This is a genomic window from Thiorhodovibrio frisius (genome assembly GCF_033954835.1).
In the GTDB taxonomy this organism is placed as follows: domain Bacteria; phylum Pseudomonadota; class Gammaproteobacteria; order Chromatiales; family Chromatiaceae; genus Thiorhodovibrio; species Thiorhodovibrio frisius.
This window is the reverse complement of the sequence record NZ_CP121471.1, coordinates 1,606,986-1,629,930: the sequence shown is the minus strand read 5'-3', so window position 1 is coordinate 1,629,930 and position 22,945 is coordinate 1,606,986. Positions and strand designations below refer to the sequence as shown.

At 60.2% G+C, this 22,945-nt stretch carries 25 protein-coding genes and 1 pseudogene; 16 read left to right on the top strand and 10 right to left on the bottom strand.

What is annotated here, in order from left to right; translation table 11 throughout:
- The first annotated feature begins 158 nt into the window (after window positions 1-158).
- The 5 genes from Thiofri_RS07605 (at window position 159) to Thiofri_RS07585 (ending at window position 3,326) form a co-directional block, all read left to right on the top strand.
- On the top strand, window positions 159-455 hold the full coding sequence (locus tag Thiofri_RS07605; protein ID WP_009151100.1) for a type II toxin-antitoxin system prevent-host-death family antitoxin: 297 nt from the start codon (window positions 159-161) through the stop codon (window positions 453-455).
- Entirely contained in the window at window positions 452-877 is a 426-nt protein-coding gene (locus tag Thiofri_RS07600) for a type II toxin-antitoxin system VapC family toxin (protein ID WP_009151099.1), read from the top strand. Before Thiofri_RS07605 ends, Thiofri_RS07600 begins: the two co-directional genes overlap by 4 nt.
- Window positions 878-1,122: 245 nt before the next feature.
- Entirely contained in the window at window positions 1,123-2,181 is a 1,059-nt protein-coding gene (locus Thiofri_RS07595; RefSeq protein ID WP_323706024.1) for an SUMF1/EgtB/PvdO family nonheme iron enzyme, read from the top strand.
- Window positions 2,182-2,248: 67 nt separating this feature from the next.
- A complete protein-coding gene (locus Thiofri_RS07590) occupies window positions 2,249-2,539 on the top strand; it encodes a four helix bundle protein (RefSeq protein ID WP_009151097.1) in 291 nt (96 codons plus the stop codon).
- Window positions 2,540-2,642: 103 nt separating this feature from the next.
- Window positions 2,643-3,326 (top strand): hypothetical protein, encoded by a 684-nt coding sequence (locus Thiofri_RS07585; protein ID WP_223296829.1) that lies wholly within the window; start codon window positions 2,643-2,645, stop codon window positions 3,324-3,326.
- A gap of 218 nt (window positions 3,327-3,544) precedes the next feature.
- Here Thiofri_RS07585 and Thiofri_RS07580 read toward each other — a convergent pair whose 3' ends face one another.
- Window positions 3,545-3,766: a hypothetical protein gene (locus Thiofri_RS07580; protein ID WP_009151095.1), complete on the bottom strand. Its 222-nt coding sequence runs from the start codon at window positions 3,764-3,766 to the stop codon at window positions 3,545-3,547.
- A gap of 140 nt (window positions 3,767-3,906) precedes the next feature.
- Here Thiofri_RS07580 and Thiofri_RS07575 point away from each other — a divergent pair, with 140 nt between their 5' ends.
- On the top strand, window positions 3,907-4,404 hold the full coding sequence (locus tag Thiofri_RS07575) for a hypothetical protein (RefSeq protein WP_009151094.1): 498 nt from the start codon (window positions 3,907-3,909) through the stop codon (window positions 4,402-4,404).
- Between the two features lie 63 nt (window positions 4,405-4,467).
- On the opposite strand, the gene Thiofri_RS07570 is transcribed toward Thiofri_RS07575, so the two are convergent.
- The 4 genes from Thiofri_RS07570 to Thiofri_RS07555 all read right to left on the bottom strand — a co-directional run bounded on the left by Thiofri_RS07570 (window position 4,468) and on the right by Thiofri_RS07555 (window position 7,807).
- On the bottom strand, window positions 4,468-4,590 hold the full coding sequence (locus tag Thiofri_RS07570) for a hypothetical protein (protein WP_009151093.1): 123 nt from the start codon (window positions 4,588-4,590) through the stop codon (window positions 4,468-4,470).
- A 61-nt stretch (window positions 4,591-4,651) separates the two neighbouring features.
- Window positions 4,652-4,963, bottom strand: coding sequence for a hypothetical protein (locus Thiofri_RS07565; protein WP_009151092.1), 312 nt, complete (start codon window positions 4,961-4,963; stop codon window positions 4,652-4,654).
- Between the two features lie 309 nt (window positions 4,964-5,272).
- Window positions 5,273-6,031: a hypothetical protein gene (locus Thiofri_RS07560; RefSeq protein ID WP_009151091.1), complete on the bottom strand. Its 759-nt coding sequence runs from the start codon at window positions 6,029-6,031 to the stop codon at window positions 5,273-5,275.
- A gap of 579 nt (window positions 6,032-6,610) precedes the next feature.
- Window positions 6,611-7,807, bottom strand: a complete 1,197-nt coding sequence (locus Thiofri_RS07555; RefSeq protein ID WP_009151090.1) for a DUF4145 domain-containing protein — start codon at window positions 7,805-7,807, stop codon at window positions 6,611-6,613.
- 466 nt (window positions 7,808-8,273) lie between these two features.
- Here Thiofri_RS07555 and Thiofri_RS07550 point away from each other — a divergent pair, with 466 nt between their 5' ends.
- From Thiofri_RS07550 to Thiofri_RS07530, 5 genes and pseudogenes are all read left to right on the top strand, one after another.
- Complete coding sequence (locus tag Thiofri_RS07550) at window positions 8,274-9,332, top strand: SUMF1/EgtB/PvdO family nonheme iron enzyme (RefSeq protein WP_009151089.1); 1,059 nt, start codon at window positions 8,274-8,276, stop codon at window positions 9,330-9,332.
- Between the two features lie 66 nt (window positions 9,333-9,398).
- Entirely contained in the window at window positions 9,399-9,776 is a 378-nt protein-coding gene (gene avd, locus Thiofri_RS07545) for a diversity-generating retroelement protein Avd (RefSeq protein WP_040858325.1), read from the top strand.
- A pseudogene (locus Thiofri_RS07540) lies at window positions 9,676-10,554 on the top strand (reverse transcriptase domain-containing protein); the annotation flags it as partial. The gene avd and the pseudogene Thiofri_RS07540, both read left to right, overlap by 101 nt.
- Window positions 10,555-10,853: 299 nt before the next feature.
- Window positions 10,854-11,186 (top strand): hypothetical protein, encoded by a 333-nt coding sequence (locus Thiofri_RS07535; RefSeq protein ID WP_143742031.1) that lies wholly within the window; start codon window positions 10,854-10,856, stop codon window positions 11,184-11,186.
- Window positions 11,187-11,191: 5 nt separating this feature from the next.
- Window positions 11,192-11,950, top strand: coding sequence for a hypothetical protein (locus tag Thiofri_RS07530; protein ID WP_223296828.1), 759 nt, complete (start codon window positions 11,192-11,194; stop codon window positions 11,948-11,950).
- A 218-nt stretch (window positions 11,951-12,168) separates the two neighbouring features.
- Here the strand turns inward: Thiofri_RS07530 and Thiofri_RS07525 are convergent, their stop codons facing one another.
- The 3 genes from Thiofri_RS07525 to Thiofri_RS07515 form a co-directional block, all read right to left on the bottom strand.
- Window positions 12,169-12,342, bottom strand: a complete 174-nt coding sequence (locus tag Thiofri_RS07525; RefSeq protein WP_009151085.1) for a hypothetical protein — start codon at window positions 12,340-12,342, stop codon at window positions 12,169-12,171.
- Between the two features lie 62 nt (window positions 12,343-12,404).
- Complete coding sequence (locus Thiofri_RS07520; RefSeq protein WP_040857580.1) at window positions 12,405-14,000, bottom strand: ABC-F family ATPase; 1,596 nt, start codon at window positions 13,998-14,000, stop codon at window positions 12,405-12,407.
- Window positions 14,001-14,177: 177 nt separating this feature from the next.
- Entirely contained in the window at window positions 14,178-14,588 is a 411-nt protein-coding gene (locus Thiofri_RS07515; RefSeq protein WP_009151083.1) for a PilZ domain-containing protein, read from the bottom strand.
- Between the two features lie 585 nt (window positions 14,589-15,173).
- Between Thiofri_RS07515 and Thiofri_RS07510 the strand changes: the two genes are divergently transcribed.
- From Thiofri_RS07510 to Thiofri_RS07500, 3 genes are all read left to right on the top strand, one after another.
- Window positions 15,174-15,371 carry a CCE_0567 family metalloprotein gene (locus tag Thiofri_RS07510; protein ID WP_009151081.1) on the top strand — a complete coding sequence of 66 codons (198 nt, stop codon included), beginning with the start codon at window positions 15,174-15,176 and terminating at the stop codon, window positions 15,369-15,371.
- A 244-nt stretch (window positions 15,372-15,615) separates the two neighbouring features.
- Complete coding sequence (locus Thiofri_RS07505; RefSeq protein WP_143742030.1) at window positions 15,616-15,954, top strand: hypothetical protein; 339 nt, start codon at window positions 15,616-15,618, stop codon at window positions 15,952-15,954.
- Between the two features lie 66 nt (window positions 15,955-16,020).
- Window positions 16,021-16,779 carry a class I SAM-dependent methyltransferase gene (locus Thiofri_RS07500; RefSeq protein WP_051023977.1) on the top strand — a complete coding sequence of 253 codons (759 nt, stop codon included), beginning with the start codon at window positions 16,021-16,023 and terminating at the stop codon, window positions 16,777-16,779.
- A gap of 11 nt (window positions 16,780-16,790) precedes the next feature.
- Here Thiofri_RS07500 and Thiofri_RS07495 read toward each other — a convergent pair whose 3' ends face one another.
- Together Thiofri_RS07495 and Thiofri_RS07490 are read right to left on the bottom strand one after the other, a co-directional pair.
- Window positions 16,791-17,654: a universal stress protein gene (locus Thiofri_RS07495; protein WP_009151078.1), complete on the bottom strand. Its 864-nt coding sequence runs from the start codon at window positions 17,652-17,654 to the stop codon at window positions 16,791-16,793.
- Between the two features lie 58 nt (window positions 17,655-17,712).
- Complete coding sequence (locus Thiofri_RS07490; RefSeq protein ID WP_009151077.1) at window positions 17,713-19,194, bottom strand: SulP family inorganic anion transporter; 1,482 nt, start codon at window positions 19,192-19,194, stop codon at window positions 17,713-17,715.
- 425 nt (window positions 19,195-19,619) lie between these two features.
- Between Thiofri_RS07490 and Thiofri_RS07485 the strand changes: the two genes are divergently transcribed.
- The gene (locus Thiofri_RS07485) at window positions 19,620-20,663 is read left to right on the top strand and encodes a LysR substrate-binding domain-containing protein (protein ID WP_009151076.1); all 1,044 of its coding nucleotides are present in this window, start codon (window positions 19,620-19,622) and stop codon (window positions 20,661-20,663) included.
- Window positions 20,657-22,930, top strand: a complete 2,274-nt coding sequence (gene rlmKL, locus Thiofri_RS07480; protein ID WP_009151075.1) for a bifunctional 23S rRNA (guanine(2069)-N(7))-methyltransferase RlmK/23S rRNA (guanine(2445)-N(2))-methyltransferase RlmL — start codon at window positions 20,657-20,659, stop codon at window positions 22,928-22,930. Before Thiofri_RS07485 ends, rlmKL begins: the two co-directional genes overlap by 7 nt.
- Window positions 22,931-22,945: the final 15 nt, after the last annotated feature.

Here is a 22,945-nt window from a genome sequence, read left to right as displayed (position 1 = left end):
GTGCTGTCGCCATCGACCGCGGGTTCCATGACCGCGATCAGGGCTAAAAGCAATATTTGCAACAGGGCCGCCGTTGTCGCGGTTTAGCCCTCGAACTTGCCCGAATCAACGAGAGTCGCTAACCTCCTAGTCAGCCAAACTAGAATGAAGCACACGCCATGAATCATCAATCTGTTTCCAACGAGCAATCGCCCCAGACCGCGCACAGCTGGAAGCTTCAAGACGCCAAGGCGCGTTTCAGCGAACTTGTCCGTCTCGCGACCGACTCCGGACCGCAGCATGTCACGGTGAACGGTCAACCCAAAGTCGTGGTCTTGTCCGAAACAGAATACGAACACCTGCGCGGACAGGCCACCGGTCAGCAGTTGATCGATCTCCTGCGCGAATCCCCCCTTGCCGAAGTCGACATTGAGCATGCCAGGGTATCGGGGCCGGTGCGGGACGTTGCCCTATGACCGGATGGATGCTCGATACCAACGTCCTATCGGAATTGCGGCGCCCGCGACCTGCGCAAAAGGTGATCGCATTCATTCGCGGGCTGCCCCTGTCGCAACTATTCGTTAGCGAGGTCACCTTCGCCGAGATACGCTTCGGGATAGAACAATTGGGCGACCTCAAGCGCCGCGCTGAAATCCGACTGTGGCTGCAAAACCAACTCCGTCCGATGTTTCAGAATCGTGTGCTACCCATCTCGGAGGATGTCCTGGTGCAATGGCGCCTGATCATCGAACAGGGCCGCAAAGCCGGCCACACTTTCAGCCATCCGGATGTTCTGATCGCCGCCACAGCCGCCCACAATGGTTTATCAGTCGTCACGCGCGATACCACGGATTTCCTGGCCGCCGGCATCAAGACCATTAACCCCTGGCAGAGCTAAGGCGACCCCGATTCCTCAACCAGGACTTGATGCTACTTTTCTGCCGGAAGGATTTTCCCCAAGCAATTCGCCTTGGTGGGGCACGATGGAGAATCAAGCCGTAGGATGGATAAGCGAAGCGCATCCACCAATGCCAGCTAGAGCCAAACACCCATACCGGCTACCATCTCGCCCGCCAGCATTCGCCGTCCACGCCGGCGCATCCACTCCAGCCCCCTGCCCCTAACCGAAAGGAGTCTTCCCCCATGATAACCATCGCAGCCCCCGCGGCCTGCCGCCTTCCCCGTGCCCTCCATGCCCTTTGCGCCCTGCTCATCCTGGCGCTGCCGCTGCCCGCCCTGGCGGAAAAGGGCCTGCTGGAGGTCACCTCCAGCCCAGGCGGGGCCAAGATCTACCTGGACGGCCAGCGCAAAGGCAACACGCCCAAGCAACCGGGCAAGGCCCTGGTGCTGGAACTGGACGAAGGCGAATACCGCGTGGAGGCCGTCGTCGAAGGCAAGCGCCCTGGCAAGACCAGCCAAGAGGTCTTCGTCGCCGCTGGCGCCATCCAGCCGGTGCACCTCGCGCCAGTTCTTGGCCCCGAGATGGTACGCATCCCCGCCGGGCGCTTCCTGATGGGCTGTCAGCCCGGCGAGGCCGAATGCAGCGACTATGAAAAGCCTGCCCACCAGGTCAGCGTGCCCGCCTTTGAGCTGGGCAAGACCGAGGTCACCTTCGCCGACTGGGACGCTTGCGTCGCCGATGGCGGCTGCAAGCACGAGCCGGAAGACGAGGGTTGGGGTCGGGATGACCGCCCGGTCATCAACGTCTCCTGGGACGATGCCCAGGACTACCTCCGCTGGTTGAACCGCAAGACCGGCCAGGCGTATCGGTTGCCCACCGAGGCCAAGTGGGAATACGCCGCCCGCGCAGGTACCACCACCGCCTTCAGCACGGGGCGCTGCATCAGCACCCGCCAAGCCAACTACGACGGCAACAGCGATTACAACGACTGCGGCGCCAAGACCGGCGTGTATCTGCAGAAGACCCAGCCCGTGGGCAGCTACCCGAGCAACCCCTGGGGGCTCGCCGACATGCACGGCAACGTCTGGGAATGGACCCAGGACTGCTGGAACGACAGCTACCGGGGCGCACCGACCAATGGCGCTGCCTGGAACCGTGGCAACTGCGCGCGGCGCGTGCTGCGGGGCGGCTCCTGGGACAACGTTCCAAGGAATCTGCGCTCGGGCTACCGCAACTGGAACGACACCGGCTACCGGAACTACAGCCTCGGTTTCCGCGTGGCCAGGACGCTTACACCTTGATTCTTTTCTTCTTTACCTCTTGGGGGTCCAGGGGGCGATAGCCCCCTGGTCGCGATTTTTTTTCATCATGACTGACCCCGCCCGCCGCACCGGCCCGGCCTTGGAGGCCCACCGCCGCTTTCTGCTCTGGCTGATCCCGACACTGGACAAGTTTCCGCGCGCCCAGCGCTTTCTGCTTGGCGACCGCATCGAGACCACGGCCCTGGACGTGCTGGAGCGCCTGATCGAGGCGACCTTTACCCGCGAACGCCGCGGCATGCTTCAACAGGCCAACCTGGGCCTGGAGAAGCTGCGGCATCTGATGCGCCTGGCCCTTGAGCTAGGGTTTCTCGATCCCGCCGCTGGCCAGGGTGGATAAGCGCAGTGCATCCACCACAATCTCAGCAGGTATGATGCATATGAATTCATCATGGATACAGCCGGTTGTCTTGACTGCCGGTATCATTTGTTGTGGCACCGCGGTGGCCATCGACCGCGGTCTTTACGACCGCTATCAGGGCTACAAGCAATACCAGGAACGGGGCCAGCAAGAGCTGTTGGAGCAAGCGCGCGATGCCGCCCAAGACTGGGATTTCGAGCTGGCCGAGGAGCACTTGGCCGCGGCGCGCAACATGGCCTATGCGCCGGATGAGATTCGCGCGGTCGAGAAGCTGATCGCGGACAATCGCGCGGCCAAGGCCGACAAGGAGCGGCGCGAGCGCGAGGAGGCGGAGCGCCAGCGCCGGGCGGCCGCCGAGGCCGAGGAGCAGCGCAAACGTGAGGAGGAACAGCGGCGGCTGGCGGCGCGGCGCTCCTATAGCGGGTCGAGCGGGGGCTCGTCCGGAGGCGGTTCAGTTGATTTTGTGATGGTGGATGCCGACTGCACGGGTTGGAACTGCCCGCCTGACGCCATGCGGATCAGCCTATCCGGCGGACCCGGCTACATCAGCGACAACAACACGTGGAACCCCACAATCACCGAGGGCTTTGGAGGTGGCATGGCCGGCACCTACAACTATCAGGTCACATTCGGCCGCACCCGGTTTTTCAACCCGGACGAGGTCGGGCTCATCTGCACTGGCTCGGTGCGGATTTCAGGCACCAAGCAAACGGTGATGATTCGGGTCTATGACAATTGCAGCGATGCGGGTACCGGGGAATATTGATGCGTCAGCCCAGTAACGTCTTGCAGTCGTCACTCGCGATCGGGCAGATTTCCTGGCCGCCGGCATCAAGACCATCAACCCCAGGCAAACCGAAAGCGCATCGATTCCGACAAACAATTCTTGACTCTGCTCTTCTCACGGAAGCGTTTTTTGAGCGATACTCTTCGTAGAAAATAGTTCGGGCCACATGAAGCCTCTTGGCCGCGCGCCAGCGCGTCCTAGAATAGCTCCAACATCATCAACCCCAGGATCAGATAGCGCCAGGACAGCCGCAGGTCGTCGAGTTCGTCCTGTGCAATCGCCGTTGCCCGGGCCGATTCCTCGATCAGTTGCTCATGGCGATCCATGTCGTGCAGGATCGCAAGGCGTTGCCGTTCATCGGCGGACGTCCACGCAAGTCTTAATGATGAGGTGCGATCATCGATCCAGAAAACTGCCATTCCGACCTTGATAGGTGAGTATCACCTCATGGTTATTGATAGACACCCCCTCCAACCCGAGGGTTTAAGGTGATATTGTTGACCGGACTGCATCGCTCGGTTCTCCGCAGAGCGGCTTCGTCCAACGACAGGAAATAAAGATGGAGTCTATATTTTTCATAGGATTGATAGGAAAACGGCAAAATACTAAGAATCAATGGCGCAGTCTGCATTTGAATACAATGTATGAGGGTGAAATACCGACCGAAGGAATGAGCGACTGCCGCCCTTTTTTAACAGAAAACCATGGATGCGTCACTGTAGTTGAAGCACATTTCATTCGCCGAATTATAAATGTGAAAAAATTTAAAGCATTTCTGGATACAGAATGCCAAACAAGAAACGCACGAGTTGTGTTTTTCCGGGGCGAAGTCGTGACTGATTTTGTCTCGATTAAGGCTGATCTACAAAAATGCGGTCATCACATGCGACTGTATCATTTCTTGGATGCTGATATTTTGGGCAAAGACTCAGATGCTTTAGAGTATTCCAACGCCGAAAACGCGACTTCTGCCGTGAATGTAACTCCAACAATAATTAACTTACTTACAGCTTTTGCAGCTGGGGAAGAAGGTATTCTCTGGACCGTAGGTTATTGATTTTAAGTCCCGTGCAATAGGAATAGGGAATTACTGACAGGGAGCCTATGCGAGCTACTTGGGTTATATATCGTCGAGTTCGTGCTGTGCAATCGCCGTTGCCCGGGCCGATTCCTCGATCAGTTGCGCATAGCGATCCATGTCGTGCAGCATCGCAAGGCGTTTTTCCAAGGCGTTGCCGTTCATCGGCGGACGTCCACCACGTCTTAAAGATGAGGTGCGATCATCGACCAGTCAGGCTCATGCCTTACGCTGGCGCGCTCCCGCTTTCCAGATACTCTTCGTAGTTGCCGCTGAAGTTGATGACGCCCTGGGGCGTCAGCTCGATGATGCGGGTCGCCAGCGAGGAGACGAACTCGCGATCGTGACTGACAAGGATCAGGGTGCCCGGGTAGCCTTCCAGCGCGGTGTTCAGCGACTCGATCGATTCCATGTCCAGGAGGTTGGTGGGCTCGCCGAGCAGCAGGATGTCCGCTTGCCGCCGAACTGTATGGTGAGGTTGGCTGTAGAGATCAAAAGTAGGGTTCCACGAAAGGCTGATGGTAGGGTTGGCTGTCATTTGAAGGCAAGCCATCCTTGCCGTCAAGAAAGCCACGCAGGCATCAACCGGTAACGCAGAATGACTTACACGGCATTTCCACTCCCGACCAACTCATGAAGAAAGTAAAATCAAACCTGGAACCTTTAATTTTCTAGGCGGGAAAACAATTCGATCCAGACCCCATAAATTCAGACCCCATAAATTCTACTTGGACCGAGATACCCTAGCCATGATTGCTGCGATTCTCTCTCTTGTGGCATACCGCACAACTCTTTCGATGCTTGGAGCGCAGAGAAAAGCTGTCCACTGGAGTGCCAATTTAGCACTTTAATTGCGTTGCATTCCATTACGCTTCACAAAATCAGCAATCCAACTACTTACTCCATTTTCCGTAGTGCCGCGCGGGTCAATTAGAATAGTCCCGAGGGCACGGTTACATATCTCCGTTATTTTAGAAATGTGTTCTTTCAGTACTTCCTTGTATCCCATTGAAAAATACTGACAGCCGTATACAAAAATGTGCCCAGGGTCGTTTTTCCAGGTGAAGTTATTACCAGACAAAGACAAGAACTCTGCGTGCAGCTTAGTTACATCATCTATAACGGACTTCGGCGCCGCCCAGTAATAATGATGCAGCAATTCATGGACTAACCCGGCGTTACTCCTTCTCAAAGATTCCTCGGTAATAACAACAAACGGCCTATTATCAAATGGTGGAGACCATCGTCCTATTGGCTTGGCTGTTCCTTCTGCGCTCTTAAAGCCTTCTGCTACCACACCATCAATAGCCATTCTTTTAAGCGCATCGTAAACGCCGTGTTCCGCTTCATTACGCGGAGCAATAATGACAACTCCCCCTTCAAATGCCTTATTAAAGGTGGAGAGCGACATGAAGGACTGTATTACTTCCGCTGCCTCTTCGGTATAAAGCGCTCCCTCCCAGAAAACCAAATCAACGCCACTAATATTTATTGTACGCGCTCCTAGTATATGACCCCATGATTCAGAGGTATTTCCGATTAGCAGTTGTGGAGCCAACATAAAGATAAAAAAAATCCCGTGCCTAAAAGTCTTCAATTCTAACATCTACTTTTTTTCTCACTGTTGCTAACGTTTAGGCTCATGCGACCATTAAAGCGGTAAACCGATAGCCCCGGCGCTTTGGTAGGGCGTCTGGAGCAGCAAATTAGGCGATTGATTTGCTGAGCAATACTTCAGCTATTCTTTGTTTCTGAATGCGCATTTGCTGCTTAACCAGCATTTTGCATCAGATACCGGTTTCTTTTCCTTGGTGGAACAACCTCCTTGCATACAATATTGGTGCGCCCTTCCTGTGTTTTTTATGTTTTTAAGGGTTACCTGGCTTGATTCTAAATCGGACTCGGTCATTACCGATAATGCGGTTTTATAATTGATACCTTGCTCATTTATTTCAGTAGCCGTTTTTCTCCAAATTTTCAATTTATCGCAATCATCGTAAGCGCTTCCTGTATAAAGCTCATCTCCTACGGATATTTCTTTATCAAAATATACAATGTGGTCGCGACCGTCGTAATTTAAAAAAAAATCAGTGCGATGGCGCTAACGTTGACGGCATTGGGGGCTAACCCCATCCGTCGCGAGATCCTGTCAACCTCCCTCAAGCCGACCACTAGGTCCAATTGCTTAAAGTTTTGGCTCGGATAATGGAGCAGCATATGTTACCGGGGTTGTATTATTAACTACATCCCATTTGACATCATCAATCCACATTTGGCCACCCCCCCAAAGCGAAAAACAAAATTTAATGTAAGGCTTTTCATGGCTCTCCGGAATACCGAATACCATAGATAGCTGACTCCAGTCTTTTTCTAATGGCTGCTCTTTGCTTCCTTTAATTCCTTCGACTGGATATAGATCTCCCGAAAGGACATACATATACGCCCATTGCTCCAAAGAGCTTACTTTTATAAACGCAGAATACTTAATTCTCTTGCCTCTAAAATTATCTGTTTTTATGCTTTGGCAAATCCCCGATCTGCTAGGATCCTTTTCCTTTGGTTTTGACACTTGCTTGATTGTTAAGCTCGTGGGACTGCTTCTAAATATTGATGTATCTTCATCTGCCATATATGTGCCTTTCTCGATCTCCCATTGAGGCCACTGTGACATTCCATTGGCAATCTGGGTCACGGGAGCTATTGGAAGCGCGGCGTGGTCGCGATCCTCGTAATACTCGTAATAGAGGTAGCCCCCGACCCCGGCTAGGCCAACCAAGAGCAGGCCAGCGGGGAGGGCTGCGGATCGCCACCGGCGGACCGGTCGCACCATCGACGGGGCTGTCTGGGCCTTCTGAACCGGCTCTTCCGCTCTGCTGGCATTGTTTGCCAAGGTTTCGACCTCTGGGGTTGGCTCCTCGCCGCCATCGCTATCCGGCGGCGGTCGGTCGTCGCTGCTCCGTTCGAGCGTGCTCGGCAGGGCGACCCCGAGGTAGTCGGTAAAGTACCAAGTGGTGACCTGCGCTAGGGCGGAAAGACATGGGGCAACCCACTCGGCGGAAATCTCCCGGTGCCCGTCTTGGGCGTGGACCCCGAAGTTGCCGTACATCTGGATCGTCCGCAGCGGGACCAGCACATCGGGCGGGATAACCTGCCGGGCCTGAAGCTTGGTGATCAGCTCATCCAGCATCATCTTCCCGGGCTTGCCGATCTCGGCCTGGAACAGGCGGCAGCAGATCGCCTCCGCCGACTTGCGCGCCTGCCCGAGTGCAACCTCGGGGTCGGTCACAGCATACTGCTGCGCCTTCACGATCAGCCGACTCAGGTATACCACCGTCTGTTCCAGGTCAGCCAACCGCTCGTCCGCGCTCTTACCATTTGCCATAAGGCATCTCCTGCCAACTCTATAGATGCACGGCTAGCCGCTAGGGAACATCACCCCGCCGCATCCTACATCCCCCGCCCATCGGGGCCAAGCGCAAACGGGAACGGAAAATTTGTGCTGTTCCGCTTTTGCAAAATAATCAATTGGGCGACCTCAAGCACCGCGCTTAAATCCGGCTTTGGCTGCAAAACCAACTCCGTCCGATGTTTGAGAATCGCGTGCTCCCCATCTCGGAGGATGTCCTAGTGCAATGGCGTCTAATCATCGAACAGGGCCGCAAAGCTGAGCACACTTCCTCCCTCCCCCCGACTAGCGCGAGCCAAAGCCCTCTAACGCCTTTCTGATCCAAGCGCCTGTCGGCAAAGCTGGAACTCAGCGCTCATAACGGCTACCATCTCGCCCACCAGCATTCGCCGTCCACGCCGGCACATCCGCTCTAGCCTCGACCGAAAGGATTCTTCCCCCAATGATAACCATCGCAGCCCCCGCGGCCTGCCGCCTTCCCCGTGCCCGCAATGCCCTTTGCGCCCTGCTCATCCTGGCGCTGCCGCTGCCCGCGCTGGCGGAAAAGGGCCTGCTGGAGGTCACCTCCAGCCCCGGCGGGGCCAAGATCTACCTGGACGGCCAGCGCAAAGGCAACACGCCCAAGCAACCGGGCAAGGCCCTGGTGCTGGAACTGGACGAAGGCGAATACCGCGTGGAGGCCGTTGTCGAAGGCAAGCGCCCTGGCAAGACCAGCCAAGAGGTCTTCGTCGCCGCTGGCGCCATCCAGCCGGTGCACCTCGCGCCAGTTCTTGGCCCCGAGATGGTGCGCATCCCCGCCGGGCGCTTCCTGATGGGCTGCCAGCCCGGCGAGGCCGAATGCAGAGACGACGAGAAGCCCGCCCACCAGGTCAGCGTACCCGCCTTCGAGCTGGGCAAGACCGAGGTCACCTTCGCCGACTGGGACGCCTGCGTCGCCGACGGCGGCTGCAAGCACGAGCCGGAAGACCAGGGCTGGGGCCGGGATGAGCGCCCGGTCATCAACGTCTCCTGGGACGATGCCCAGGACTACCTCCGCTGGCTGAACCGCAAGACCGGCCAGGCGTATCGGTTGCCCACCGAGGCCGAGTGGGAATACGCCGCTCGCGCCGGCACCACCACCGCCTTCAGCACCGGGCGCTGCATCAGCACCCGCCAAGCCAACTACGACGGCAACGTCGACTATAACGACTGCGGTGCCAAGACCGGCGTGTATCTGCAGAAGACCCAGCCCGTGGACAGCTACCCGAGCAACCCCTGGGGGCTCGCCGACATGCACGGCAACGTCTGGGAATGGACCCAAGACTGCTGGAACGACAGCTACCGGGGAGCGCCGACGAATGGCGCTGCTTGGACGCGTGGAGACTGCGCGCGGCGCGTGCTGCGGGGCGGCTCCTGGGACAACTCTCCGAGGTATCTGCGCTCGGGCGACCGCCACAGGAACGACACCGGCCTCCGGAGCCGATCCCTCGGTTTCCGCGTGGCCAGGACGCTTACACCTTGATTCTTTTCTTCTTTACCTCTTGGGGGTCCAGGGGGCGATAGCCCCTTGGTCGCGATTTTTTTCATCATGACTGACCCCGCCCGCCGCACCGGCCCGGCCTTGGAGGCCCACCGCCGCTTCCTGCTGTGGCTGATCCCGACCCTGGACAAGTTTCCGCGCGCCCAGCGCTTCCTGCTTGGCGACCGCATCGAGACCACCGCCCTGGACGTGCTGGAGCGCTTGATCGAGGCGACCTTTACCCGCGAACGCCGCGACATGCTGCAACAGGCCAATCTGGGCCTGGAGAAGCTGCGTCATTTGATGCGCCTGGCCCTGGAATTGGGCTTTCTCGATCCCCGTCGTTATGAGTACGCGGCGCGGGCCATCGACGAGACCGGGCGCCTGGTGGGTGGCTGGCTCAGGGGCAAACCCCAACCTGATCCGGATCATGCCGCGGCGTCATAGGGACCTGTTCGGCGGTATCGCCAACTTCGCCGCCCTCTACGCCGCCACCGAACGCGCGGCGCGGGGCAAGCGTCGCAATCCGGGTGTGGCGGCCTTCCTGGCCCGGCTGGAGCCGGAACTGCTCAACCTCGAGCGCGAACTGCGTGGGGGCAGCTACCGGCCGGGGCGTTATGTGGCCTTTGAGGTGCGCGAGCCCAAGCGGCGCATGATCTCCGCCGCGCGTTTTCGCGACCGGGTGGTGCACCAGGCCTTGTGCGCGGTGGTGGAGCCCCTGTTCGAGCGCGGCTTCATCCACGACAGCTACGCCAATCGTCTTGGCAAGGGCACCCACCGGGCGGTGCAACGCTACGAGCACTACCGAAATCGGCGCGCCCAGGTGCTGCGGGCGGACATCTATCGCTACTTTCCGGCCATCGATCACGCCATCCTCAAGGCCGACCTGCGCCGGCGTATTGCCTGCGAACAGACCCTGTGGCTCGTCGATACGGTCATCGATGCCTCCAATGCCCAAGAGCCCGTGGATCTGCTTTTCCCGGGCGACGACCTGCTCACGCCCTTGGAGCGTCGGCGCGGCCTGCCCATCGGCAATCTGACCAGCCAGTTCTTCGCCAACGTTTACCTGGACCGGCTCGATCACTTCGCCAAGGAGGTGCTGCGCGCCCCTGGCTATCTGCGCTACGTGGATGATTTTGCCCTGTTCCACGACGATCCGAGCGTGCTGGCCGAGTGGCAGGTGCGCATTGCGGAATTCTTGGTCGGACGCCGGCTGTTGCTGCACCCGCGCAAGACCTTCATCGTGCCGACGGCTCAACCAGCCCGGTTTCTCGGATACGAGCTGCATGCCGGCGGTCGGCGGCGACTGCCGGAGGAGAATGTGCGCCGCTTCCGCAACCGGCTGCGCGGTCTGCGCGACCGTTGGCGCGCGGGTAGGGTATCCTGTCAGGAGGTACAACAGCGGGTGCAGGCATGGATCGCGCATGCCGAGTTTGCCGATACCCTCGGCCTGCGCCATGCCATCTTCCGTGGCGGGGTCTTCGATCCCGTCCGGGGGCCTGATCGGTCCCCTGCGCGCGGCGCGTGCTGCGGGGCGGCTCCTGGAACAACAATCCAAGGAATCTGCGCTCGGGCAACCGCAACAGGAACGACACCGGCAACCGGAACAACAACCTCGGTTTCCGCGTGGCCAGTACGTTCCCAGGCCGGAGCCGATGGGTTTACGGACCCGTCGGGCGAGCGGGGAAGCGTCCAGGACCGATCATGATGAGACGGGACCACGGCATGGCCGTTGGTCCACCCCGGCGTCCGTCTTGGCCCCCTCGTGGGCGACGGCCGCCACCTTTTTTACGACCGCGCCACAGTTCAGCAGGGTGGACAAGCGCAGCGCATCCACCACAATCTCAGCAGGTATGATGCATATGAATTCATCATGGATACAGCCGGTTGTCTTGGCTGCCGGTGTCATCTGTTGCGGCACCGCGGTAGCCATCGACCGCGGTCTTTACGACCGCTATCAGGGCTACAAGCAATACCAGGAACGGGGCCAGCAGGAGCTGCTGAAGCAGGCGCGCGATGCCGCCAAAGACTGGGATTTCGAGCTGGCCGAGGAGCACTTGGCCGCGGCGCGCAACATGGCCTATGCGCCGGACGAGATTCGCGCGGTCGAGAAGCTGATCGCGGACAATCGCGCGGCCAAGGCCGACAAGGAGCGGCGCGAGCGCGAGGAGGCGGAGCGCCAGCGCCGGGCGGCCGCCGAGGCCACCGAGGCCGAGGAACAGCGCAAACGCGAGCAGGAGGAACAGCGGCGGCTGGCGGCGCGGCGCTCCTATAGCGGGTCGAGCGGGGGCTCGTCCGGAGGCGGTTCAGTTGATTTTGTGATGGTGGATGCCGACTGCACGGGTTGGAACTGCCCGCCTGACGCCATGCGGATCAGCCTATCCGGCGGACCCGGCTACATCAGCGACAACAACACGTGGAACCCCACAATCACCGAGGGCTTTGGAGGTGGCATGGCCGGCACCTACAACTATCAGGTCACATTCGGCCGCACCCGGTTTTTCAACCCGGACGAGGTCGGGCTCATCTGCACTGGCTCGGTGCGGATTTCAGGCACCAAGCAAACGGTGATGATTCGGGTCTATGACAATTGCAGCGATGCGGGTACCGGGGAATATTGATGCGTCAGCCCAGTAACGTCTTGCAGTCGTCACTCGCGATCGGGCAGATTTCCTGGCCGCCGGCATCAAGACCATCAACCCCAGGCAAACCGAAAGCGCATCGATTCCGACAAACAATTCTTGACTCTGCTCTTCTCACGGAAGCGTTTTTTGAGCGATACTCTTCGTAGAAAATAGTTCGGGCCACATGAAGCCTCTTGGCCGCGCGCCAGCGCGTCCTAGAATAGCTCCAACATCATCAACCCCAGGATCAGATAGCGCCAGGACAGCCGCAGGTCGTCGAGTTCGTCCTGTGCAATCGCCGTTGCCCGACCCGCTTCCTCAATGAGTTGCTCATAGCGATCCAGGTCGTGCAGGATCGCGAGACGTTTTTCCAAGGCGTTGCCGGTCATCGGCGCACGTCCACCCAAGTCTTAATGATGAGGTGCGATCATCGATCAGTCACCGACCTGCCTTACGCAGGCGCGCTGCCGCTTTCCAGATACTCTTCGTAGTCACCGCGAAAGTTGATGACGCCCTGGGGCGTCAGCTCGATGATGCGGGTCGCCAGCGAGGAGACGAACTCGCGGTCGTGACTGACGAGGATGAGGGTGCCCGGGTAGCCTTCCAGCGCGGTGTTGAGCGACTCGATCGATTCCATGTCCAGGTGGTTGGTCGGCTCGTCCATCAGCAGGATGTTGGGCTTTTGCAGCATCAGCTTGCCGAACAGCATGCGGCCCTGCTCGCCACCGGAGATGACGTTCACCGGTTTTTTGATCTCGTCCTGGGAGAACAGCAACCGCCCCAGCGTGCCGCGGATGACCTGCTCGTCGTCGCTGGGTTGCTTCCATTGATCCATCCAGTCGTAGAGCGTGGTGCGCTCGGTGAAATCGGCCGCGTGGTCCTGGGCGAAATAGCCCAGTTGGCTGTTCTCGGACCACTTGACCTTGCCGCCGTCGGGCGTCAGGTCGCCGGCCAGGCAGCGCAGCAGGGTGGTCTTGCCGATGCCGTTTGGGCCGATGATGGCGACGCGTTCGCCGACCTCGACGGTCAGGTCGAAGCCGCTGAACAGCGGTGTGCCATCATAGCCTTTGGCCAGGTCCGTGACCTCCAGCGCCAGACGATAAAGCTTCTTGTCCTGAGCGAAGCGGATGAAGGGGTTAACCCGGCTGGAGGGCTTGATGTCCTCCAGCACGATCTTCTCCATCTGACGCTTGCGAGAGGTGGCCTGCTTGGACTTGGAGGCGTTGGCGGAGAAGCGGCTGACGAAGGTCTGCAACTCGGTGAGCTGGGCCTTCTTTTTGGCGTTGTCCGCCTGCAGGCGTTGGCGTGCTTGGCTGGAGGCGGTCATGTACTCGTCGTAGTTGCCGGGGTAGAGACGCAGCTCGCCGTAGTCCAGGTCGGCCATGTGGGTGCAGACACTGTTTAGAAAGTGCCGATCGTGCGAGATGATGATCATGGTGCTATCGCGTGTGATCAGCACCTCTTCCAGCCACTGGATGGTGTGGATGTCCAGATTGTTGGTGGGCTCGTCGAGCAGCAGGATGTCCGGGTCGGCGAATAGCGCCTGGGCGAGCAGCACGCGCAGCTTCCAGCCCGGCGCGACCGCGCTCATCGGACCCTCGTGCTGTTCCAGCGGTATGGCCAGCCCCAGCAGCAGTTCACTGGCGCGTGACTTGGCGGTGTAGCCATCCAGCTCGGCGAACAGCACCTCCAGGTGCGCGACCTCCATGCCTTCCTCCTCGCTCATCTCCGGCAGGGCGTAGATGCGATCGCGCTCCTGCTTGACCCGCCACAGCTCGTCGTGCCCCATGATGACGGTGTCTAGCACCGTCTGGTTCTCATAGGCGAATTGGTCCTGGCGCAGCTTGCCGAGCCGTTTGCCGGGATCGACCGAGACGTTGCCTGAGCTGGGCTCCAGATCGCCGCCCAGGATTTTCATCAGGGTCGACTTCCCGGAGCCGTTGGCACCGATGAGTCCGTAGCAATTACCGCCGCTGAATTTGACGGAGACGTTCTCGAACAACGGCTTGCCGCCGAACTGCATGGTGAGGTTGGCTGTAGAGATCAAAAGTAGGGTTCCACGAAAGGCTGAGTGAAGGGTTGGCCGCCATTTGAAGGCAAGCCATCCTTGCCGTCAAGAAAGCCACGCAGGCATCAACCGGTAACGCAGAATGACAACCCTCGAAATTGCCCTCCCCAACCAACTGGAACGCGCGCCAGCACGCGCAGCCTGGTTGCACTGTCGTCAGGTTTCTTTATTGACGCGAAGTATGTTATCTAAAGCCCTTGCGAAATACGGAGTCACCTGATCGAATTCCACGGCGATTCCATCGTGGTCAATGCGAACGACGCGGCCTTTGATTTTGAACGGTCGCTCCGCGCCTGGGAGAGAAAACACAATATCGACTTTGTGTGTCGGAACAAAATCCTGATCGACAAGAATGAAGATGCCACCCGCACTGAGATCCTTCGCTCTACCCACAGTTACTCGGCCATTGTAGCCAATACCAACATCGACAGGTTGCTCAAACCGATCAGATTGACGCTGCTGCCCAACTTGCCACTGCCTCACGAGTTCCAGCAATTCCTCCTGCCGCTCAGAGTCAAGGCTACCGATCCGTTCGCTCAGTTCATCAATCACCGCATGCGCCTTCATCGTCTTGATCCTCTGAGAAAAACTACCGGCGGATGATTTGTCTCTGCACAGAAGGCATTATCCGAAGACTAGCTTCAACTGAGTACCGAGACTGCCCACCTAAGTGTAGTTCGGTGAGCATCCGGCTCATATCGGGCTAAGTCGGCTTCAGTCTTTCATTGAAACCCTAGCCAAGTATCGGGGAAACCGGTGGAGTCTTCATGGGGCCATCGGGACTCGACTGGTCGGAAACTGACCCTGATCAATCAACTCGACCCCACCCGCGCAACGCCCCCTAAGGCCTATTTGCCACCGACTAAGCGCGCTGGCTCACCGCCTATCAGGCCAATCGCCCGCGCAGCATCGCGCGCGCACACCTGTATAATCTCAGAGGGTCTTGACCCTGATGAGGTGCTGAAGCGGTTTGATCCTGAAGCGCGGCTGAGGGGGCTCGATTCCGAGGCGCGCCTGAAAGGGCTTGATCCCGTTCTGATCAAAGCCTGGCTGAAAAAGCAGCGCAGTGATCCCTAAACCTGCCAGGTCCGGGCAGCTCGGGCAGCTGATCTCTGTGAACAGTTTACTTAAATTAACTCAAGAGGATAGAAAATGTCAGATGAAGCACAAGATCAAAAAAAGGCCCTAGCGAAGCTAAAACGGAAGGCCACTGAAATCGCGGGACAGATCCACGACATCGTCGAGGACTCGCTATGGACGGACTACGGACAACTGCCGGAGTTGTCGGCGAAGCTGGTCTCGGCGTGCAAAGAGGTGGATGAGTTCAAATCCAACAACCCGGTCGCGTAAAGGCAAGTTGTTAATAAGCTCCGGCTTATTGAATATCGACCATAGCCGCCAGCATCACATACCAAGAGGAGATTGCTCAGTGATTCAGTCCCCATGCAGTCGTTCCCGACCAAGGCTGATGGTCTCGGCCAATCCGGGCAATCAATCCATGAGGTTCACGACACGCACCCGCTCCATGGCCACCCTATGCGCAGCGGCTGCCCTTTTACTCTCAGCCTGCTCCAATCCTATGGAAGATGTTCGTGTGACTCTATGCAAAGACCTGGTGCGCATCAAGCGCGGCGATGAGGTCGTTTGGAAGGACGTGAGAACCGAAACCCCGGGCTACAACGACGCCGTGGTGCAACTCAACTTTTCCGCATCTGGCAATGACGGCAGCGCCGCCTGCTATTATGCCTACAATGCCGTCGACGATACTGCCCTGGCCCTGAGCGATCCACTCTCTTCTTACTCTACATCACCATCGAAGATGCAGCTCGATGGACGCACCCTGCCCCGACCCGAACTCGCAGAGGCGGTCAAACAAGCCATGATCAAACAAGGCCGTTCATTCGTCGATGGCGTTCGCAACTTCCTGAAATAGCAGCGCCGAGTGAGCGGCAAAGGGCGCATCCCCGACCGCGAGAACGCCGGCCTATCGGGCTGCGCTATGACAACACAATCTGAGACGCCAGCGCCTGCGCATTGCCCGGTCTGTCGCGCGCCGAAACCCAATGCGCTGCTGTCGGTTGGCGGGCGCGACTATTGGGCCTGTGCGGTCTGCGAGGCGCGCTTTCTGGATCCGCGCCAATATCCGTCGCGCGCCGAGGAACAGGCCTACTATCTTTATCACCAAAACGACCCGGCGGACCCAGGCTACCGACGCTTTCTTGCCCGACTCGCCGAGCCGCTCCTGGCCCGTCTACCCGTTGCTGCCAGCGGACTCGACTTCGGCTGCGGGCCCGGCCCGGCGCTAGCGGCCATGCTGCGCGATGCAGGGCACGACATGACGCTCTATGATCCCTTCTTCCAGTCCGACCCAAGTGCGCTGCAAGGCCGTTACGATTTCATCACTTGCACCGAAACGGCGGAGCACTTCCATCATCCGGCCGAGGAACTGGACCGACTCGACCGGCTACTCGCACCGGGTGGCTGGCTGGGCATCATGACCTGCTTTCAGACCGAGGACGCGCGTTTTGCTGCCTGGCACTATCGGCGCGATCCCACCCATGTGGTTTTCTACCGCGCCGCAACCTGGCGCTATCTGGCGGCCCGGCGCGGCTGGTTGTGCGAGATTCCGCGAAAAGATGTCGCGCTCTTGCGCAAACCCGTATGCACGCAGCTTGCGCAGAATCCGACCGGAGTTGCCGAGCAGGATGAAAACTCGCTCACCCCCGCTCGCAGTTGGGGGCGAGATTCGCGATCATGATGCCCCTGCGGTTAGCGAATCAGCAGCGTGGGGATGCGCGCCGAGCGCAGCAGATCAGAGGTTTTGCTCCCAAACAACAGGGTGCGGATCGGCGAGTGTCCGTAGGCGCCCATGATCAGCATGTCGATCTCTAACTTGCGCACCGATTCGGCGATGACCCGTTCGGCGTCGCCCGGAATCAGCTCCGCAGGCGCATCGAAGCCCGCCTGTTCGAGCGTGCTTCTGGCCCATTCGAGCTGTTTGGCACCATCTCGGGTTGCCTTGCCCGACATCAGAAGATACACCGGCAGATCGCGCAAAAGCGGACTGGCCGCGACCAGCTCGACACCGCGACGGGTGATGCTGCCGCCGTCAAAGGCGATCAGCACCCGGCGCGGCGGCTGAAACTGCTCGGTAACGGCCAGAATGGGCTTTTTCAGCGCCCGAATCATGCGCTCGACATTGCGCCCGAGGTCGCGGTGCGTTGCCTCGGCCGACTCACCACGGCGCCCGAGCACGAACAAACGCACCCCAGGTTGCTGCTCAACCAGCACTTCTTCGAGATCGCCATGACGCTGGCGTACATCGGGGGCGAGCTGGCCGGTCTGGGCGACGCGTTGGCGTAACCGGTTGAGAAACAGCCGGCCCTGTTCGCGTGCGTCGCGCCCGCGATTGGCGTCTTCTTCTGACAGGGTTTCAAGCAAATGCTGCTGGGCATCAAAGCCAATGGCGCCGCTGCGATCCCCGCCTGCCGCGACCTGGGCCTGGTGGTTGATGATATGCAGCAGTTCCAGCGGGGCATTGAGCCGCCCCGCTACCCAAGCCGCCGCGTCGGTGACGGTATCAGCGTAGTGTGATTGATCGACACAGGCCAGGATTTTGTCTTCCTCGTCCATCGGGCATCTCCGTGTGCAGGGTTGTCGCTTAGGGAGGCGGGAGCGGCGCGAATCGTCCTCAGTGCCCCATCAACTGCTCGACCGCCTCGGGCTTGTCATGCACCGCGAACTTGTCAATCAGGGTAGCACTGGCTTCATTCAGACCCACCACTTCGACCTCGGTGCCCTCGCGGCGGAATTTGATCACCACCTTATCGAGCGCGCTCACGGCGGTGATGTCCCAGAAATGCGCCCGACTGACATCAATGCGCACCCGCTCAATCACCTCTTTAAAATCAAAGGAGGCAACGAAGCGATCCGCCGAGGCAAAAAACACCTGTCCAATGACCAGATAGGCGCGGGTGCGACCTTCATCGAGCGACACCGAGCTGACATAAAGCACCTGCCCGACCTTGTGGGCAAAGAAGAAGCCCGACAGCAGCACGCCGACCAGCACTCCTTGCGCCAGGTCATGGGTGGCGACCACCACCACGACGGTCGAGAGCATCACCACATTGGCAGCCAGCGGGTGCTCGCGCAGGTTGCGAATCGAGGCCCAATTGAAGGTACCGATGGACACCATGATCATCACCGACACCAAGGCCGCCATGGGGATCTGCGCCACCCAGTCGCCGGCGAACACCACCATCAGCAGCAAGCAGACGCCGGCGGTCAGGGTCGAAAGCCGTCCGCGCCCGCCGGATTTCACGTTAATGACCGACTGGCCGATCATGGCACAGCCGGCCATACCGCCGAGAAAGCCGGTGGTGACATTGGCCACACCCTGGCCGACACATTCGCGATTCTTGTTGCTGCTGGAGTCGGTCAGATCATCGACGATAGTCGCGGTCATCAGGGACTCGAGCAACCCGACCACAGCCAGAGTGACCGACACCGGAAAGATAATCTGCAAGGTTTCAAAATTCAGCGGAATATCCGGCAGCAGAAACACCGGCAGGGTATCCGGGAGCTGTCCCATATCGCCCACGGTATGCACATCAAGATCCAAATAAATGGTCACGCCGGTCAGGATCAGAATAGTGACCAGCGGCGAGGGGATGGCCTTGGTCAGATAGGGGAACAGATAGATGATGCAAAGGCCAGCGGCCACCAGCGCATAGACCTCCCAGGTCACGCCCTCATGGGTCAGCTCCGGGATCTGCGCCATGAAGATCAGAATCGCCAGTGCATTGACAAAACCGGTCACCACCGAGCGCGAGATAAAGCGCATCAGACTGCCGAGGCGCAAGGTGCCGGCCAGGATTTGCAATAGCCCGGTCAGCACGGTCGCGGCCAGCAGGTATTGCAGACCATGCTCCTTGACAAGGCCGATCATCAGCAGCGCCATGGCGCCGGTAGCGGCAGAAATCATGCCCGGTCGGGCGCCGACAAAGGCGGTGACCGTGGCGATGGAGAAGGCAGCGTAGAGTCCGACCTTGGGGTCGACACCGGCGATGATGGAAAAAGCGATGGCCTCGGGAATGAGCGCCAAGGCGACCACCAGGCCGGCGAGCAAATCGTTGCGAATGTTAGAGAACCAGTCCTGACGGATGGATTTCATGCGGGATTGGTACCTTCGTGAATCGATGCCGGACGGGCCGGCGGGCTTGAAACGCGAAGGCCGATCAGTTCCGCCGCTGGGTTAGCTGGCGGGAAGAGCGCAGACCAGAAAAGCGAGAGAATGGAAACGGCAGGCGCGCGGCATCGCGTGACACAGGAGCGGGAGTCGTCGGGACTTCATGCGGAAGGAGATGACGGGAAACTCAATCCGAAGAACCTATCCGAACAATCCATCCGGGGACTCAGTGCGAGCCAATGCTTACACGGTCTAAAAACTCCAGCAGTGCCTTACAAGGCAGTAACACGACCAGTATAAGGAGGCGACAAGACTGAGGCAAGCCGGGGCGCTGGCAGCAACATGATGCAATCGGCCATCGAGAGTGAACTGGCCGACTGCTCTCCGTCCCGACAGGTATAATCCCACGCATGAATTTGCGGGATCTCTCTTACATCGTCGCCGTCGCAGAAACGCGCCACTTCGGCCGCGCGGCCGAGCGCTGCTTTGTCAGCCAACCCACCCTGAGCGGTCAAGTTAAAAAGCTTGAGGAAGAGCTCGGCGTGACCATCTTTGAGCGCAGCAACCGCTCGGTCGACATCACCGCCGTGGGCGAGGATATTCTGCGCCACGCACGCCGACTGCTGGAGCAATCCGACGCCATTGAGCAGGTCGCGCGCGCCGCGCAGGACCCACTCGCCGGGCCGCTGCGCGTCGGTGCCATCCCGACACTCAGCCCCTATCTGATGCCGCAACTGCTCGCGCCCCTGCGCCAGCAGTATCCGCAGCTCAAGCTGATCCTGCGCGAAGAGGTCACGGACGCCCTGCTGCTGCGCTTGCGCCGGCACGAGCTAGACGCCCTGCTGCTCGCCACTCCGGCGGAGGATGCCGATCTCGACCAGATCCCGCTGTTTGACGAACCCTTCTGGCTCGCCCATCCGCCCGGGCATCCGCTAGCGGCCAAGCCCAAGATCACCGATGCCGACCTCGAGGCGGCCGACCTGCTGCTGCTGGCTGAGGGACACTGTTTAAGCCAGCAGGTCATGCATGTGTGCCGCCTGGCCGAACGCCCACACACCAGCGCGGCAGCCGATCTCAGTGCCGCCAGCCTCGAGACCCTGCGCCATCTGGTGCGCGCCGGCTTCGGCTGCACTCTGGTGCCCGCGCTGGCGCTCGACAGCGGCTGGCGCGACACACCTGGCATCAGCGTGCGCCCCCTGTCGCTGCCGGATGCGCGGCGGCACATCTCGCTGGTGCATCGCCGCAGCTTTCCGCGCACGGCGGCGCTTCAGGCTCTGGCCCGGGTCGTGCGCGAGGTGCTGCCAGATTTGGCGCCGCCCGCGGGCACCCCTGCCAGCCCAATCACTGCGCAGGCTGCTCCGCCAGTCAATACCCCAGACACTCCCCCAGACACGCCTCCAGTCACTTCGCCAGTGACTCCCTCGGCCACACCAGCGGCGGCGCCGAGGTGCTAGAGCTCGCAACACCGCCCAGCGAGGCACCGGATCAGCACCACTTTTTCGTCACCGCTGCCCGGCATCTTGAGACCCTGCTCGCCGAGGAGCTGCGCGGCCTTGGCATCCCCGAGGTGCGCGAGACCCGCGCTGGCGTCGCCTGCGCCGGCGCCCTGGCCGATGCCTATCGGGTGTGCCTGTGGTCGCGCGTCGCCAGCCGGGTGCTGTTGCCGCTGGCGGAATGGCCCGCTGCCGATCCCGATGCACTCTACGCCGGCATCGCCGCCATCGACTGGTCGCAACATCTGGGGCCGGAGCAAACCCTGGCAATTCATGTCGACAGCGCCCGTTCCGGCATCGATCACACCCATTTCGCCGCCCTGCGCATTAAGGATGCCATTGTCGATCAGTTCCGCGAGCGCAGCGGCCAAAGGCCCAGCGTCGATACCGCCCAGCCCGACATCCGCCTTTACTGTCGGCTGTTTCGCGATCAGGCCGCGCTCAGCCTGGACCTGTCGGGCGATGCGCTGCACAGGCGCGGTTATCGCACCGAAGCCGGCGCGGCCAGCATCAAGGAGAACCTGGCCGCCGCCCTGCTGCTGCGCGCGCGCTGGCCTGCGATTGCCGCCGCCGGCGGCGCCCTGGTCGACCCCATGTGCGGTGCCGGTACCTTAGTGATTGAGGCCGCGCTGATGGCCGCCGACCGCGCGCCTGGGCTAAACCGCGCGCACTGGGGCTTTAGCGCCTGGCGCGGACATGATGCAGCAGCCTGGAACGGCTTGCGCGAGGAGGCCGAAGCACGCGCGAGCAAAGGACTGGAAAGCCTTGGCCGCCTGTGCGGCTATGACCGCGACAGCGCCGCCATTCGCATGGCCTATGCCAACCTGGAGCGCGCCGGTCTGGCCGGGCGCCTGCATTTCGAGCGCCGCGAGCTGGCCGACTGCCAGCCCTGTGGTCAGGTGCGGCAGGGGCTGGTCATCAGCAACCCGCCTTATGGCGAACGCCTCGGTGCCAAGGAGAATCTGGTGCCGCTCTACCGCACGCTCGGACAGGTCCTGCGCGAGCGCTTCGACGGCTGGCAGGGCGCGGTATTGACCGCCAACCCCGAGCTTGGCCGCAACATGGGCCTGCGCGCGCACCGCATGCACCGGCTGTTCAACGGCCCGCTCGACTGCCAGTTGCTGCATTTCGACATCCGCTCTGAGGCGCATGTGGATGACAGCCCGCGCCCGCTGCCACCCGAGGACCGTGGCCCCGGCGCCGAGATGCTCGCCAACCGGCTGCGCAAAAATCAGAAAAGCCTGAATAGCTGGCTCAAGCAGCAGGACATCGGCTGCTATCGGCTCTATGACGCCGATTTGCCCGAATATGCCCTGGCCATCGACATCTACTCGGCTGCCGCAGCGGACGCCAACAGCGGGGCTGACGCGAAGGCGGGGGCGAGCGCGAGACCTCGCGCTAGCGTAGAGCACGACGCTGGCATGCAAAGGCTCGCCCATGTGCAGGAATATGCTGCACCGCCCGACATCGACCCACGCGCGGCACGCCGGCGTCTGCGCGAGGCCATGGGGGTAATCAGCGAAACCCTGGGCATCGCGCGTGAGAACCTGTTCTTTAAGGTGCGACAGCGCCAACGCGGCAACGCGCAATACGACAGACAGGGCCAAGCGGAGCAGTTCTTTGAAGTGCGCGAAGCCGGGCTGCGCTTTCTGGTCAACCTGCAAGACCATCTCGACACCGGGCTGTTTCTCGACCACCGCCAGACCCGCGCGCTCATCGGGCAGCTCGCGCAGGGGAAGCGGTTTTTGAATCTCTTCGGCTACACAGGTGCGGCCAGCGTACATGCCGCAGCGGGTGGTGCGCTCTCGACCCTCACAGTCGATCTATCGCGCACCTACTGCGACTGGGCGCAGCGCAATCTGGCGCTCAACGGCTTCGCGCCACCCGCGCACAGAGTTGAACAAGCCGACTGCCTGCAATGGATCGAGCGTCCGCGTTGGGACAAATTCGGGCTGATTTTTCTCGACCCACCGAGCTTTTCGACGTCCAAGCGGATGCGCGGCAGCTTCGATATTCAGCGCGACCATGTCAGGCTGATCCAGCAGACCGCCCGGCTGCTCGAGCCGGACGGCGAGCTGATCTTCTCCACCAATCTGCGCCGCTTCAAGCTGGAAACCGAAGCCCTAGCGGACCTAGCGATTGAGGACTTGAAGCCCCGCACCTTGCCGCGAGACTTCAAGCGCAACGCGCGCATTCATCATTGCTGGCGCTTCCGTCATCGCCACTGAGCGCCGCGAGCACAA

Bases quoted from the DNA above. Each gene is read 5' to 3' on its own strand.
- Thiofri_RS07595 (WP_323706024.1), top strand. From the start codon at position 1,123: ATGATAACCATCGCAGCCCCCGCGGCCTGCCGCCTTCCCCGTGCCCTC.
- Thiofri_RS07490 (WP_009151077.1), bottom strand. From the start codon at position 19,194: ATGAAATCCATCCGTCAGGACTGGTTCTCTAACATTCGCAACGATTTG.
- Thiofri_RS07590 (WP_009151097.1), top strand. From the start codon at position 2,249: ATGACTGACCCCGCCCGCCGCACCGGCCCGGCCTTGGAGGCCCACCGC.
- Thiofri_RS07550 (WP_009151089.1), top strand. From the start codon at position 8,274: ATGATAACCATCGCAGCCCCCGCGGCCTGCCGCCTTCCCCGTGCCCGC.
- avd (WP_040858325.1), top strand. From the start codon at position 9,399: ATGACTGACCCCGCCCGCCGCACCGGCCCGGCCTTGGAGGCCCACCGC.
- Thiofri_RS07515 (WP_009151083.1), bottom strand. From the start codon at position 14,588: ATGAAGGCGCATGCGGTGATTGATGAACTGAGCGAACGGATCGGTAGC.
- Thiofri_RS07605 (WP_009151100.1), top strand. From the start codon at position 159: ATGAATCATCAATCTGTTTCCAACGAGCAATCGCCCCAGACCGCGCAC.
- Thiofri_RS07495 (WP_009151078.1), bottom strand. From the start codon at position 17,654: ATGGACGAGGAAGACAAAATCCTGGCCTGTGTCGATCAATCACACTAC.
- Thiofri_RS07560 (WP_009151091.1), bottom strand. From the start codon at position 6,031: ATGTTAGAATTGAAGACTTTTAGGCACGGGATTTTTTTTATCTTTATG.
- Thiofri_RS07530 (WP_223296828.1), top strand. From the start codon at position 11,192: ATGAATTCATCATGGATACAGCCGGTTGTCTTGGCTGCCGGTGTCATC.
- Thiofri_RS07570 (WP_009151093.1), bottom strand. From the start codon at position 4,590: ATGAACGGCAACGCCTTGGAAAAACGCCTTGCGATGCTGCACGACATG.
- Thiofri_RS07555 (WP_009151090.1), bottom strand. From the start codon at position 7,807: ATGGCAAATGGTAAGAGCGCGGACGAGCGGTTGGCTGACCTGGAACAG.
- Thiofri_RS07485 (WP_009151076.1), top strand. From the start codon at position 19,620: ATGAATTTGCGGGATCTCTCTTACATCGTCGCCGTCGCAGAAACGCGC.
- Thiofri_RS07575 (WP_009151094.1), top strand. From the start codon at position 3,907: ATGGAGTCTATATTTTTCATAGGATTGATAGGAAAACGGCAAAATACT.
- Thiofri_RS07510 (WP_009151081.1), top strand. From the start codon at position 15,174: ATGTCAGATGAAGCACAAGATCAAAAAAAGGCCCTAGCGAAGCTAAAA.
- Thiofri_RS07600 (WP_009151099.1), top strand. From the start codon at position 452: ATGACCGGATGGATGCTCGATACCAACGTCCTATCGGAATTGCGGCGC.
- Thiofri_RS07580 (WP_009151095.1), bottom strand. From the start codon at position 3,766: ATGGCAGTTTTCTGGATCGATGATCGCACCTCATCATTAAGACTTGCG.
- Thiofri_RS07525 (WP_009151085.1), bottom strand. From the start codon at position 12,342: ATGACCGGCAACGCCTTGGAAAAACGTCTCGCGATCCTGCACGACCTG.
- Thiofri_RS07500 (WP_051023977.1), top strand. From the start codon at position 16,021: ATGACAACACAATCTGAGACGCCAGCGCCTGCGCATTGCCCGGTCTGT.
- Thiofri_RS07565 (WP_009151092.1), bottom strand. From the start codon at position 4,963: ATGACAGCCAACCCTACCATCAGCCTTTCGTGGAACCCTACTTTTGAT.